We start from the raw sequence: 12,964 nt of genomic DNA, 5'->3' as shown, positions 1-12,964 counted from the left end.
AACACGCGCGAATTACCGGTGTTTGAACTCCGGTTGGCGCTTCTCGCTGAACGCCGCCATGCCTTCCTTCTGGTCCTCGGTAGCGAAGAGCGAGTGGAACACCCTCCGTTCGAAGACAACCCCTTGGGACAGTCCCATCTCGAAGGCCGCGTTCACTGCTTCCTTGGCCACCATGGCGGCGGGCTTGGATTTGGACGCGATGACTTCTGCTGCCTTGATTGCTTCGTCGATGACTTCAGCAGCGGGAACCACCCTGGAGACCAAGCCGGAGCGTTCGGCTTCGTCCGCGTCCATGAACCGGCCCGTCAAGACCATGTCCATCGCCTTCGCCTTGCCCACGGCGCGGGTCAACCGCTGGGAACCGCCCATGCCCGGGATCACGCCCAGGTTGATCTCCGGCTGGCCGAACTTGGCGTTATCTCCAGCGATGATGAAATCGGCCATCATGGCCAGTTCGCAACCGCCACCGAGGGCGAAACCGGAAACCGCAGCAATGACGGGAATGCGGAGGCGGGTGAGGTCCTCCCACCGACGGAACCAGTCTGCCGCGTACATGTCCATGTAGCTGTTGGAAGACATTTCCTTGATGTCGGCCCCGGCAGCGAACGCCTTGGCGGAGCCCGTGATCACCACGGCCCCCACTTCCGGGTCGGTGTCCATTGCCGTCACAGCATCCACGAGTTCATTCATGAGTGCCGTGTTCAGCGCATTCAACGCTTCCGGCCGGTTCAGGGTCACCAGTCCAACCCGGCCCCGCAACTCAACCACAATGTTCTGGTACTGCTCCGTCATGCTCTCCCTCTCCGCCAAGCCCAACAAATCCACAACCACTCAGTTCCAACCTCTCACACGGACTTGTCGCGGATCTCCGTAATGATGCCGGAGAAGTCCCTGCCGGCACCCTCGCCGGCGGCAAAAGCATCGTAAATACGCGACGCCAGCGGTCCCATCTCCGCCGCAACACCCGTGCTTTCCAACGCGTTCAATGCCAGGCGCAGGTCCTTGGCCATCAACGCACCGGCAAACCCCGGCTGGTAATCGCGGTTGGCAGGGCTGGTGGGCACCGGTCCCGGAACGGGGCAGTTGGTGGTCAGTGCCCAGCATTGCCCGGACGCGTTGGAGGCGACGTCGAACAACGCCTGGTGCGTCAGTCCCAGCTTCTCGCCGAGGACAAAAGCCTCGGCAACAGCGATCATGGACACGCCCAGAATCATGTTGTTGCAGACCTTGGCGGCCTGCCCGGCGCCGTGGTCCCCGCAGTGGACGATACGTTTGCCCATCAATTCCAAGATGGGCCGCACCGTCTCAAAGTCCTCCGGCAATGCACCCACCATGAACGTCAAGGTGCCCGCTTCAGCGCCCACCACGCCGCCGGAAACCGGCGCGTCAACGGACCGGTGCCCGGCTTCCACGGCGATCGCCGCGGCTTCCCGGGCTTCGTCCACATTGATGGTGGAGCAGTCCAGGAACAGGGTGTTCGGCTTCGCAACCGACAGCAGCCCCGGTCCGCCCACGCCACGGTAGGCGTCCAGGACGTGTTTGCCGCTGGGGAGCATGGTCAGAACCACTGCCGCCTCTGCTGCCGCTTCGTGAGCCGTTGAGGCCATGGGAATCCCGTGGGCCAGCGCTGCCTCGACGGCCGCAGGGACTGGGTCATAGCCGATGACTTCGTGCCCCGCTTTGATCAGGTTCGCCGCCATGGGTCCGCCCATGTGGCCGAGGCCGAGGAAAGCGATGAGTCCCGTTGCCGGGGCTTGGATATCTGACACGGCTGCGTTCTCTGTCATGTGGTCTCCTTCAATTCGACTGGCTGGTAAGTCGGGTCAGTCCCAGCTCCCGTTCGCCGAGCGACGCAAAGTAGCCTTCGACGTCGGACGGCTGGACTTCAGCCAGCGTCGGCGGCTTCCATTGGGGGTTGCGATCCTTGTCCACCACCTGCGCGCGGATTCCTTCGCGGAAATCGGGCCCGGCCAGGCAGCGAAGCCCCACGCGGTACTCCTGGTCCAGCGCCTCCTCAAGGGACAGTCCCCGGACCCTCCGCAGCGATTCCAGGGCTACCTTCACGGACGTGGGCGACTTCGCCTCAATCGTGTCCGCAACGGCGGCTGCTTCAGCCCCCGCGGAGCGAAGGCTCCGCACGATTTCCTCGGCATCGTCGTACGCGTATGCGACGTCGATCCACTCCTGTTGGGCTGCCAGGGCCGAGTCCGGCGCGGCTTGTGCGAAACGCTCGACGGCGGCCTCCGCCGTCGAGCTTTCCAGCGCTTCCGCCAGCGCGGGCAGGCTGCCAGACGGCACGAAGTGGTCTGCGAGCCCAAGGAACACTGCGTCAGCGCCGGAAAGGTGCGCACCCGTCAGCGCCGCATGGGTCCCCGTCTCCCCCGGCGCGCGTGAAAGCAGGAGGGTGCCACCGACGTCGGGCACGAATCCAATGGTGGTTTCCGGCATACCGGTCCGCGTGCGCTCGGTGACCACACGCAACGAACCATGCGCCGAGATACCCACGCCGCCGCCCAAAACAAGCCCGTCCATGAACGCCACATACGGTTTGGGGTAGTGGGCAATCAACGCGTTCAGCCGGTACTCGTCCGCCCAGAAATCAGCCGTTTCAGTCCCGCTGTGCAGCATGTCCTTGTAAATGGCAACGATGTCGCCGCCCGCGCACAGGCCACGGTCTCCAACGCCGCGCACCAAGACGGTGGAAATGGCGTCATCATCAGCCCAGTCCGCCAATTGCCGAAGCATGGCTTTCACCATTTCCGCGTTCAATGCGTTGACCGCTTTCGGGCGGTTCAGCGTCACAACACCCAGATGGCCGCGGCGTTCAAAGAGGACTTCGTCTTCTGTCTCCACAGCTCCCATCAGCTGCCTGCCGGCATGATGAAGCTGGCGCCCTGGCGGATTCCGGAAGGCCACCGCGACGTCACGGTCTTTGTCTTGGTATAGAAGCGGAAGGCGTCGGCACCGTGCTGGTTCAGGTCGCCGAAGCCGGACGCCTTCCAGCCACCGAAGGTGTAATAGGCAATCGGCACGGGGATGGGCACATTAATGCCCACCATGCCCACCTCCACGCGGCTGGCGAAGTCGCGGGCGGAGTCGCCGTCGCGGGTGAAAATTGCGACGCCGTTCCCAAACTCGTGTTCGCTGCAGAGCCGCAGCGCTTCGTCGTAGTCGGCTGCGCGGAGCACGCTGAGGACTGGTCCGAAGATCTCTTCCTTGTAGATCTTCATGTCCTTGGTGACGTTGTCGAACAGCGTGGGGCCCACCCAGAAGCCGCCGTCGTAGCCGTCCACGGTGAGGCCTCGCCCGTCAGTGACCAGGGTTGCGCCTTCATCCACGCCGGACTGGATGTAGCCCTCGATCCGTTCCTTGGCTGAAGCAGCCACCACGGGTCCGAAGTCCGAGTCCTTGTCCAGGCTGTGGCCCACCTTCAGGTCCTTGACGCGCTCGGTCAGTTTGGCCACCAAAGCATCGGCGGTTTCCTGACCCACCGGCACGGCAACGGAAATCGCCATGCAGCGCTCGCCCGCGGAACCGTACCCGGCGCCAATCAGGGCGTCGGCTGCCATGTCCAGATCGGCGTCGGGCATGATCACCATGTGGTTCTTCGCCCCACCAAAGCACTGTGCGCGCTTGCCGTGCGCCGCTGCGGTGGCGTAGATGTACTGGGCGATCGGTGTGGAGCCCACGAAGCCGATTGCCTTGACGCGCGGATCTTCAAGCAGCGCGTCCACGGCTTCCTTGTCACCGTTGATCACGTTGAAGACGCCGTTCGGAACCCCGGCTTCGCTGTACAGCTCGGCGAGGCGCAGGGGCACGGACGGGTCCCGCTCGGAGGGCTTGAGGATGAACGCATTTCCGGCGGCGAGCGCAGGGCCCGACTTCCACAGCGGGATCATGGCCGGGAAGTTGAATGGCGTGATGCCCGCGACGACGCCCAAGGGCTGGCGGAGCGAGTGGACATCGATCCCTTGGCCTGCGTTGTCCGAGAACTCGCCCTTGAGCAGGTGCGGCGCGCCTGCCGAGAACTCGACTACCTCGATGCCGCGCTGGATGTCTCCCTTGGCATCCGCGAATGTCTTGCCGTGCTCCGAGGAGAGCAGCGTGGCGAGTTCGTCCATGTTGTCGTTGACCAGGTCCACGAACTTGAGAAGGATGCGTCCCCGGCGTTGCGGGTTCATGGCCGCCCATTCGAGCTGGCCCTTCTCGGCATTTGCGACGGCGTTGCGAACCTCGTCCGCGCTGGCCAGCGGAAGCCGGGCCTGGACTTCGCCCGTGCAGGGATCGTAGACATCGCTGAACCGGCCGGACGTGCCGTCAATCCTTTGGCCGTCTACGTAGTGTGAAAGCTCGCGCACCATGGTGGAATGCTCCTTTGCATCGTGAATGACTGCCGTGCCGCTGGGTGCTGGGACCACTACGGGAACACGTGACCAAGTGTGATCCAGGTCATCTCTGAATCCGAATATACTCGGACTTCCTACTAATTTCCAGAGGGGTGTTCTTCCCTTGGACCGGCGCTAATGGACTTCCTTCATTCCCTTGTACGCTTCCAACGCCTCGGCCCGGGTGGTCTTGAGGTCCACGATCTCCTCCGGGTAATCCGGCGTGCCGAATTCCGGAATCCAGTGGGCAATGTACTTCCCCTGCGGATCGAACTTAACCCGCTGAGCCTCAGGGTTGAAGATCCTGAAGAACGGAGAGGCGTCTGCCCCGGAACCGGCCACCCACTGCCAGTTGGCGGGGTTCGACGCCGGATCGGCATCCACCAAGGTGTCCCAGAACCACTGCTCTCCGAGCTGCCAGTGGATGCCGAGATTCTTCACCAGGAAGCTCGCAGCAACCATGCGGACACGGTTGTGCATCCAACCCGTATGCCAGAGCTGACGCTGCCCGGCGTCCACCATGGGGAATCCGGTACGGCCCTGCTGCCAGGCTAGGAGCTCTTCGGGCGCACTTTCGTGGCCCGGATGCTTGCCGTTACTTCCGTTGCTGCCCGGCCACGCCCACGGGAAACGGTCGAACTCGGAACGGAGGTTGGCCGTTGCGAGCTGCGGGTTGTGGAAGTACTGGTGCCAGCAGAATTCGCGCCATCCCAGCTCCGAAGCATAAATACCTGCGCTTTCCGACCGTTTGGAACCCAGGGCGTGCCACACCTCGAACGGGCTAAGCTCACCCCACCGCAAGTAAGGCGAGAGGCAGCTGCTGCCATCAGTATCGGGACGGTTGCGGCCCTCGCTGTAATTCGAAAGCCCGTTCTCCACGAATTCCGCGAGGCGTTTGTGTCCGGCTGCCGCTCCCGGCGTCCACATATGGGCCAATCCGCCGGACCAGTCGGGCTTTGTGGGCAGGAGGCGCCAGGAATCCAACTCGTCACAGGCAGGCAAGATGCCGCCGTGTCCATGTCCCCGTTCAGGCACGGCCAGCGGCTCGCGGAAATCCTGCGCAGATACGGTTCGCCAGAAAGGAGTGAAGACCTTGTATTGCCCGCCTGTCTTGGTGGTCACTTCCCACGGCTCGTGGAGGAGGGAGGCCTGGAAACTGGAGACGTGCAGTCCTGCGTCACCCGCCCACGTCTTGATGCCGGCGTCGACCGTTCGCTCCGCCGAGCCGTACCGGCGGTTCCAGTAGAGCCCGCCGGCGCCAACCGCCGTCGTGATCTCCGGAACCACATCCGCAGCCGGTCCACGACGAAGCAGCAAAGGAATGCCAAGCTCGTCCAGATCCTCACGGAGCGCAGCCAGCGAATGGTGTAGCCACCAGCGGGCCGCACCACCATACGGGCGGACGCCGGGCGACTCTTCGTCGAGGACGTAAAGGGCCACAGCCGCACCGTCGTCGACGGCGGCACGCAAAGCAGGGTTGTCGGCGACCCGCAGGTCATCACGGAACCATACGATGGACGGTTTCATTAGTTCCTTTCAACAAACATCCCGGAAACGGGAACAGCCCATGCCCCCTAAGAATCCTAGGGGCATGGGCTGAACACTCGCTGTTTTATGCGGTTAGGCGATGGATGGAACAGCTTCCTCGACGATCTGGGAAAGCTCGGGAACGCTGGCGTGGTCTTCGTTCCACGTCGGGACGCTGTTAACCACGTAGTCCCTGGCAGCCGGTCCCACCATGCTCATGCCGGGATAGATTCTCTGGCCATTTTCTTTGATGGGCCTTAGGCCCTCAAGTCCGAGGGCGGTTTTGAAAGCGGAGTCGGGAATGGGAATTTTACGGCCGAGAACGCACCAACTGATGTAAAGGCCATAGAAGGTGTCAAAATCCAGGCCCTTCTCAGTGTCGTCCTCGAACACCACGCAGTCGCGTAGAAAGCTGCTTATTTGGGTGTCGGTCATTACGGGGCCTCCGGCGTCGGAAGGAAAAGCGGGCCGCCGGTCTGCATCAGCGAATGTCCTGTCCCTTCACTATAGACCTGTTGTGGTTTCCCGCACGCGGAAAAGAGGTTAACTCTGGATTGCGCACCAGGTTCGCACCTCCCCGAGGGGCGAAAGACTGGGCTCTGGTGCCGGCCCGCTCTCCGGCGTAGCGTCGCATACATCCATGCGGATGGCCGCTCGCCCAAGAGCGGCCGCAAGGCTCAGGCGATCCGCAGGCCCAGGGGTAAGGAGCATCAAGTGGTTGGATGGAACGCTGACACCACGGCCGGGCCCCTGGGGTCCGGAACGGTCACCTTGGTAGAAGGCTCGTCCTTCTGCATTTCCTCCGCCAACGGAGACATTCATCCCGAACGGCCCCATGGGGTCTTCCATCTGGACACCCGCATTCTTTCCCGGTGGGAGCTGACCATCAACGGCCAGGAGATCGAACCGCTGGCCGCAGAAACCCGGGAACCCTACCGCGCTCTGTTTGCAGGGCGCGTTGCCCGCTCGGACGGGTACGCGGACAGCCCCCTGCTGGTGGAGCGGCTGCGGGAAGTCGGAGCCGGCATCCTGGAGGAAATCACAGTCCGCAACTACTCCAAGCGACCTGCGGAATGCCGGATCCTCCTGACCGCCGAGTCGGATTTCGCAGATCTTTTTGAGGTCAAAGAAGCGCGAATCACCCGCGAATGGACAGAAACCCGTGTCCCGGAGGGCGATTCCTTGGTGATCCGCGGAAAGTGGGAGGGTATCCGGAAGGGCGTGGTGATCCGGGCCGAGGGCGCCGGTGCCGGCGCCAAGGCACTTGGCTTCACGGCAAGGATTCCGGCTTCGGGGAGTTGGAGCACCCGTGTCAGCGTTGTTCCCACCTCGGACGGAGCCGGAACGCACTTCGACCATCCATCCCGGGGCGAGTTGTCTCCCAGCGATCGCCGCCGACAAGAATGGGTGTCCCGCATCCCTCGCCTGCAGGTGGGAAACCGCTCCATTGAACGCACTCTCAAGCGCAGTTATGAAGACTTGGGAGCACTGCGAATCCAAGATCCGGACCATCCTGACAGGGTGGTCGTGGCCGCCGGAGCACCCTGGTTCATGACCTTGTTCGGCCGGGACTCCTTATGGGCGTCAGAGATGGCGCTGGCCGTTGACCCGTCTTTGGCACTGGGGACCCTCCGTACACTGGCTGACCGTCAAGGAACCGTGGTGGACACTGCCAGCGAGGAAGAGCCAGGGAAGATCCTGCATGAAGTCCGGCTGGATGTCTCCAGCGGCCTGGCTTTGGGAGGCAAGTCCGCTTACTACGGCAGCGTTGACGCCACGCCCCTTTTTGTCATTGTGCTGGGCTCCATCAGCCGCTGGGGTTTCGCCAAGGATGTGATTTCGGAGCTTCTGCCCAACGCGGACCGCGCGTTGGAATGGATACGCGACTACGGCGACCGGGATGGCGACGGCTTCGTGGAGTACGGGCGCCCCAACGAGCACGGCCTCATCAACCAGGGCTGGAAGGACTCCTGGGACGGTATCAACTATGCCGATGGCACCATCGCTGAACCGCCGTTGGCGTTGTGCGAAGTCCAGGCATACGTGCATGGCGCCTATATGGCGCGCGCTTGGATGGCTTACGACGACGGCGACCTCACCTTGGCAGCTGAGCTTCGGGAACGCGCGGATCGCCTGAAGAAGAAGTTCAACGAGGAGTTTTGGCTTCCGGACAAGGGGTACTACGCGATTGCCCTGGATAAGGACAAACGACCCGTCGACGCCTGTGCTTCAAACATGGGGCACTGCCTGTGGTTTGGATTAGTGGATGAAGACAAGGCTCCGCGTGTGGTGGAGCGGCTGATGTCTCCGGAGATGTTCAGCGGTTGGGGCGTCCGGACACTGGCCAGCGACATGGGCGCGTACAACCCGGCCAGCTACCATAACGGCTCGGTGTGGCCACATGACAATGCGCTGATAGCGGCAGGGCTGCTTCGCTACGGCTTCGTGGAGGAAGCCCAGCGCATCGCCACTGCCCTCTTTGAAGCTGCCGAGTATTCGGGTGGCAGGCTCCCCGAACTCTTCTGCGGCTTTGACCGCGAACAGTTCAGGGAGCCCGTGCCGTATCCCACGGCTTGTTCCCCACAGGCTTGGGCTGCCACCACTCCCATCCAGCTGATTACCGGGCTCATGCGCTACGACACCCACATTTCCCTGGGAGGCGTCTGGTTGGATCCGGTGTTGCCTGAGTCCTACGGTGACCTGCACATCACCAATGCCCCCATGGGAAGCGGGCGCATCACCATCGATGTGGTGGGTTCTTCCTCCCAGGTTGAGGGACTTCCGGATGGATTGACGCTCCATCGTGCCCAACGGCCATGGATCACGGAGCTCGTGGAGCGGGCCGCGCTACGGCGCCCTGAGCCTTCGCCTTAAGCTCTGGCTACGCGTCGATCACCATATCGGTCCTTGCGGTGGAGCAGCAGGGAAGGAACTTGCCTGCGTCGATCTCACGTGCCCGGATTCCGCCTTGGTGGTTCATCTCCACTTCGCCTGAAAGTTTGACCACCTTGCAGGAGCCGCACATGCCCTCTTTGCAGTTGGCACCGATCCTGACGCCCGCACGCTGGGCCGGGCCCAGGATGTGCTCGGACGGGTCCACGCGCACATTGATGCCGGTGCGCATGAAGGACAGGGTGAGGCTCCCCGTTCCCACCGTCTCAAAGCTCGAAGCATCGGGAGTTGAGACCTCCGCTCCCGCATCCGCACCGCCGTCGGAAGCTTCGGGACCGGTCAGGTCCGGCTCGGCGGATTCCAGCTCCAGGCCGGTCGCCTGCAGGGTTCCCCCGGCGTCGTAACCTGGCTCGTAGAGCCCAAACGCCGCGGGCTGGCTTTCGTAGTAATCCTCGGCGGATTCCGCTATTTCCTCGGCGATCTCCTCCGCGATGTCCGCCGCATGAGCAAGCTCCGCCGCGTATTCAAGGATGGTCTGGCGATCGCCGGTGAAGAACTCCATGTGGATGGAGGTGTCGTCCACGCCCACCTTCCCCAGGAGCTCAGTGGCGGTGTTCAGGTAGCCTTCGGGACCACACGCATAGACCTGCCGTCCGTTGGCATCCGGCGCCACCTCGTCCAACATGGCCGCCGTGAGCCTTCCACTCAGCCCTTCCCAGTCCGCGGGTTTGGCCCGGTCGCCCAGGGAGTAGAAGACCTTAATGCGCGAGTCCACCGAAGCGATGTAGGCGAGCTCCTTGTTAAAGGCAAAACCCTCGTCCGCCGCCCCGTGATAAAGCACCACCACATCGGCCTGTCCAGGGAGGGAATGGATGGTCCGCACCATGGACATGATGGGGGTGATGCCGGCCCCGGCAGCCAGCAGGAGGTACCGTGCCCGCCGGTCGGCGTCGGGCAGGTGGAAGGCCCCCACGGGCCCCAGCATCTCGAGGACGGTGCCGGGCTTGATGTTCTCGTGCACCCACGGTGAAACGAGGCCCGTCGGATCGCGTTTAACAGTGATGTCGAAGGTCCACGGCTTGGTGGGGGCGCTGGACAGCGAGTAGCTTCGGTCCGCTGGATCCTGGTCTTCCCCGTTCACAGGGAAAGCCACGTTCACGTACTGGCCGGCTCGGAACGCCAGGGGTGCACCATCGGAGCGACGGAACACGAAGGTCATCATGCCGCCCACTTCGGGAACAATCTCCACGCATTCGGCCATGAACTCCTGCGGATGCCAGGGACCCAACGCACGGGCTGCGCTGGCGGGTCCCTCGCTGCTTCCCATCACCCTGTTCCACGGCATTTCAAGACCGCGAATGCGATGTGGCTCCTGGACTACCGTCTCAGTGAGGAGTTCGGTCATGCCAAGTGCTCCTGGACACGCTGTACGTACCAGTTAATGAAGGCCTCCACCTGGTACTCGCTCTTCATGTATGGGCCGGGCTCGTAGGCAGGGCTGCCGGCGCCGGTCTGGCACAGCTCTACGAACTCCTTGTCCTGCAGGTTCGTCTGCTTCCAGGTGTAGGTGAGCTTCTCCAGGTCGTAGTCCACACCTTCCACCGCGTCGTCAGCTACCAGCCAGGTGGTTCGCACCAAGGACTGGTGTTCGTTGATGGGGAAGACACCGAACGTGATGACATGGTCGCTCTGGAAGTGGAACCAGCTGTTGGGCTGCAGGTGCATCGAGCAGCGGCCAAGGCGGAAGTCCGGCAAGTCACCGAGCAGCTTCTTGGAGAGCCTGCGCCCATCGGCCGAGAACGATTCGCCCTCGCCGTCGAGCGATTCACGTGAGATGCGGATTCCCGCAATGCGGGTATCGAGCTCCTCCACCACCTCGAAGGGAAGGGCGTAGCGGCGGCAACGCTCCTCGAGCGATGCCTGCGCTTCCTTGTTGCGGTCCCATACCTCTTCAAGGTGGGCAGGGATCAGACCCTCAGTCAGGCCCCAGGTGGGGAAGAGGGAACAGGCGAGCTCCGGGTGTCCGTCGCAGTGGTAGCACTCACGGTTGTTCTCCATGACGAGCTTCCAGTTGCCTTCCTCGATGATGTTCTGCTGGTAGGCGACTTTGGTCTTCGACAGATCGTGGGGCGCGAGGTACGGCTCAAAGATCTTGGACGTTTCGTCAAAATCCGCCGGCGGCTCGTCTGCGATGCAGACGAAGATGAGTCCGGCCACCACACGGCTGTGGGCGCGCTTGAGGCCGAAGCAGCTCTTGTCGAACTTCGTCTCTCCCGGTGCCGAGGCGTGGATCAGGTTGCCTTCCGGGGAGTATGTCCAGGAGTGGTAGCCGCACACCAGGTTTCCTGTTGACCCGGCAGCCTCGGTCAGGACGCGGGCTCCGCGGTGGCGGCAGACGTTGTGCAGGACATTCACGCCGCCGTCGTCATTGCGCAGCACGATCAGGGAGTAGGGACCGTAGTCCACCGTGACGTAGTCGCCCGGCTCCGGAAGCTCGGCGACGCTGCCGGCAAAAATCCAGTGCTGGCCAAAAATGGCTTCCATGTCGATCTTGAAGATCGTGGCATCGGTGTAGAAAGGCGCATCGAGGGAAAATCCCTTGCGCCGGAACTCGAACAACGCGCTGATCTCCGCCAGCTGCTCTGCAGACAAAGATGAGGCGAGTTTTCCGCGTGAGTTGAGGGGCAAGACTGGAGCAGACATATGTTTTCCTCCCGGGAGGCGTGGGTCAGAGTGTGTTTCGTGGGGAGCACCGCTGCGTTGGGGGCGGGCGGCGTGGTCGAAAACCTTATAGTCATGAGATTAGGGACGATTGAACCGCAACAAAAGCGCAAGATTCAGAAGATAACCGTGCACAATAGGTGCATGATTGATGCGAGGCTCATCACACTTCGGGTGTTTGCCCGGTGCGGCACCATTGGCGCAACCGCGGAGCTCACTGGTTATTCTCCTTCCGCCGTCTCCGCGCAGCTGCGGGAGCTGCAGCGGATGCTGGGAATGCAGCTTCTGACCAAGGACGGCCGGGGTGTACGACTGACCGCCACGGGCCGCTTTCTCGTGGCAGGATCCGACACCCTCATTGCCGAATGGGAGAGCCTGCGCGCTGCGGCCATGGAGGCCGGCGACCAGGTGCAGTCCCGTTTTGGCCTCGGCGGATTCTCGACGGCGGCCGCCCAACTGCTGGCGCCACTGGCCGCAACCCTGCGCTCTACACGCCCCCTCTTGGAGGTGCAGGTACTCGAAGCCAATCCGGCGCGCTGCTTCGACTTGCTGGTTGCCGAACGAATCGACCTTGCGGTCATTGTCGCCATGCAGTCCGACACCTATGTTGAGGACGATCCCCGCTTCGAACAGACCGTCCTGCTCGACGATCCCCTGGACGTGATCATTCCTTCAGACCATCCGCTGGCATCGCGGGAAACAGTGACGCTCGAAGAGCTCGCGTCGGAACCATGGATCACCGAATCCGCCGGTTCCACCTACCACTCCCTCTTTACGGCGGCATTCACGGCAGTTGGGGTGACGCCACGCATTGCCCATGAGGCCGTTGAATGGGAAACCCAAATCGCCCTTGTGGGAGCGGGGCTGGGCGTGGGCCTGCTGCCTCGCCTGGCACCCCTGCACAGCACCGAAAACGTGGTTCGACTACGCATCAGTGGCAAAGGGAAGCCTTCGCGCCGCATCGTCGCTGCTGTTCGCAGGGGCAGCATTGCATCGCCCCTCATCCAGGAGTCGCTCGCCATCCTTCAGGAGAGCGCTCATAGGATCCTCACGGCCCGTCCCGAGGACGATCGGTGACACTCCAATCGGTGGCTGCCGCACTTTTTCATTCACGACACCTGCATCCGGGCATCGACAGTCCTCGTGGGTGGCCGATACGAATATGCGCGTCGTCAACGGCACACAGGGCCGACGTGTCCGGCTAAGAGCCGCTCAGGCCCACACCTGATAGCCCGTCGACTTGTCGAACAGCTTCCTGGTGGAGAGACCCTCCGCCGCGATCCAGAGCACCGAATCATCATCCGCAGCCTGCTCCACCACCCCCGTGAGAATGTGGTGATCCAGCAGCCACACCTCCACCGTGTGGCCGATCAGCTGGGCCCAATCCTTCCTCAAGCCACGGCCGTGAACGGTTCTGACCAGACTGAGATCCGTCATTC

The 12,964-nt window shown here is 62.8% G+C and carries 11 protein-coding genes; 2 read left to right on the top strand and 9 right to left on the bottom strand.

The window, feature by feature from the left end; translation table 11 throughout:
• Positions 1 to 12 precede the first annotated feature (12 nt).
• From N7568_RS14125 to N7568_RS14100, 6 genes are all read right to left on the bottom strand, one after another.
• Complete coding sequence (locus N7568_RS14125) at positions 13 to 792, bottom strand: enoyl-CoA hydratase (RefSeq protein WP_261610429.1); 780 nt, start codon at positions 790 to 792, stop codon at positions 13 to 15.
• 53 nt (positions 793 to 845) lie between these two features.
• Positions 846 to 1,787: a 3-hydroxyisobutyrate dehydrogenase gene (gene mmsB / locus N7568_RS14120; protein ID WP_261610428.1), complete on the bottom strand. Its 942-nt coding sequence runs from the start codon at positions 1,785 to 1,787 to the stop codon at positions 846 to 848.
• A 10-nt stretch (positions 1,788 to 1,797) separates the two neighbouring features.
• Positions 1,798 to 2,862, bottom strand: a complete 1,065-nt coding sequence (locus N7568_RS14115; protein ID WP_261610427.1) for an enoyl-CoA hydratase/isomerase family protein — start codon at positions 2,860 to 2,862, stop codon at positions 1,798 to 1,800.
• Positions 2,862 to 4,361, bottom strand: a complete 1,500-nt coding sequence (locus N7568_RS14110; RefSeq protein ID WP_261610426.1) for a CoA-acylating methylmalonate-semialdehyde dehydrogenase — start codon at positions 4,359 to 4,361, stop codon at positions 2,862 to 2,864. Before N7568_RS14110 ends, N7568_RS14115 begins: the two co-directional genes overlap by 1 nt.
• A gap of 159 nt (positions 4,362 to 4,520) precedes the next feature.
• A complete protein-coding gene (locus N7568_RS14105; protein ID WP_261610425.1) occupies positions 4,521 to 5,912 on the bottom strand; it encodes a cryptochrome/photolyase family protein in 1,392 nt (463 codons plus the stop codon).
• Between the two features lie 93 nt (positions 5,913 to 6,005).
• Positions 6,006 to 6,347, bottom strand: a complete 342-nt coding sequence (locus N7568_RS14100; RefSeq protein WP_261610424.1) for a hypothetical protein — start codon at positions 6,345 to 6,347, stop codon at positions 6,006 to 6,008.
• Positions 6,348 to 6,626: 279 nt separating this feature from the next.
• Between N7568_RS14100 and N7568_RS14095 the strand changes: the two genes are divergently transcribed.
• Positions 6,627 to 8,786, top strand: coding sequence for an amylo-alpha-1,6-glucosidase (locus tag N7568_RS14095; protein WP_261610423.1), 2,160 nt, complete (start codon positions 6,627 to 6,629; stop codon positions 8,784 to 8,786).
• 7 nt (positions 8,787 to 8,793) lie between these two features.
• Here N7568_RS14095 and N7568_RS14090 read toward each other — a convergent pair whose 3' ends face one another.
• On the bottom strand, positions 8,794 to 10,209 hold the full coding sequence (locus N7568_RS14090; protein WP_261610422.1) for a ferredoxin reductase: 1,416 nt from the start codon (positions 10,207 to 10,209) through the stop codon (positions 8,794 to 8,796).
• Positions 10,206 to 11,507 carry an aromatic ring-hydroxylating oxygenase subunit alpha gene (locus tag N7568_RS14085; RefSeq protein ID WP_261610421.1) on the bottom strand — a complete coding sequence of 434 codons (1,302 nt, stop codon included), beginning with the start codon at positions 11,505 to 11,507 and terminating at the stop codon, positions 10,206 to 10,208. The genes N7568_RS14090 and N7568_RS14085 overlap by 4 nt, the downstream gene beginning before the upstream one ends.
• A 162-nt stretch (positions 11,508 to 11,669) precedes the next feature.
• On the opposite strand from N7568_RS14085, the gene N7568_RS14080 reads away from it, so the two are divergent.
• Positions 11,670 to 12,602 carry a LysR family transcriptional regulator gene (locus tag N7568_RS14080; RefSeq protein ID WP_261610420.1) on the top strand — a complete coding sequence of 311 codons (933 nt, stop codon included), beginning with the start codon at positions 11,670 to 11,672 and terminating at the stop codon, positions 12,600 to 12,602.
• 135 nt (positions 12,603 to 12,737) lie between these two features.
• Here the strand turns inward: N7568_RS14080 and N7568_RS14075 are convergent, their stop codons facing one another.
• On the bottom strand, positions 12,738 to 12,962 hold the full coding sequence (locus tag N7568_RS14075; protein ID WP_261610419.1) for a hypothetical protein: 225 nt from the start codon (positions 12,960 to 12,962) through the stop codon (positions 12,738 to 12,740).
• Positions 12,963 to 12,964 lie beyond the last annotated feature (2 nt).

Source organism: Paenarthrobacter aurescens (assembly GCF_025421775.1).
GTDB lineage: Bacteria > Actinomycetota > Actinomycetes > Actinomycetales > Micrococcaceae > Arthrobacter > Arthrobacter aurescens_B.
Note: the sequence above shows the minus strand (reverse complement) of the source record. Positions and strands in the feature narration are given on the sequence as shown.

What these genes read in the sequence shown, in the direction of transcription:
- N7568_RS14125 (WP_261610429.1), bottom strand. Translation starts at nt 792, where the DNA reads ATGACGGAGCAGTACCAGAACATTGTGGTTGAGTTGCGGGGCCGGGTT.
- mmsB (WP_261610428.1), bottom strand. Translation starts at nt 1,787, where the DNA reads ATGACAGAGAACGCAGCCGTGTCAGATATCCAAGCCCCGGCAACGGGA.
- N7568_RS14115 (WP_261610427.1), bottom strand. Translation starts at nt 2,862, where the DNA reads ATGGGAGCTGTGGAGACAGAAGACGAAGTCCTCTTTGAACGCCGCGGC.
- N7568_RS14110 (WP_261610426.1), bottom strand. Translation starts at nt 4,361, where the DNA reads ATGGTGCGCGAGCTTTCACACTACGTAGACGGCCAAAGGATTGACGGC.
- N7568_RS14105 (WP_261610425.1), bottom strand. Translation starts at nt 5,912, where the DNA reads ATGAAACCGTCCATCGTATGGTTCCGTGATGACCTGCGGGTCGCCGAC.
- N7568_RS14100 (WP_261610424.1), bottom strand. Translation starts at nt 6,347, where the DNA reads ATGACCGACACCCAAATAAGCAGCTTTCTACGCGACTGCGTGGTGTTC.
- N7568_RS14090 (WP_261610422.1), bottom strand. Translation starts at nt 10,209, where the DNA reads ATGACCGAACTCCTCACTGAGACGGTAGTCCAGGAGCCACATCGCATT.
- N7568_RS14085 (WP_261610421.1), bottom strand. Translation starts at nt 11,507, where the DNA reads ATGTCTGCTCCAGTCTTGCCCCTCAACTCACGCGGAAAACTCGCCTCA.
- N7568_RS14080 (WP_261610420.1), top strand. Translation starts at nt 11,670, where the DNA reads ATGATTGATGCGAGGCTCATCACACTTCGGGTGTTTGCCCGGTGCGGC.
- N7568_RS14075 (WP_261610419.1), bottom strand. Translation starts at nt 12,962, where the DNA reads ATGACGGATCTCAGTCTGGTCAGAACCGTTCACGGCCGTGGCTTGAGG.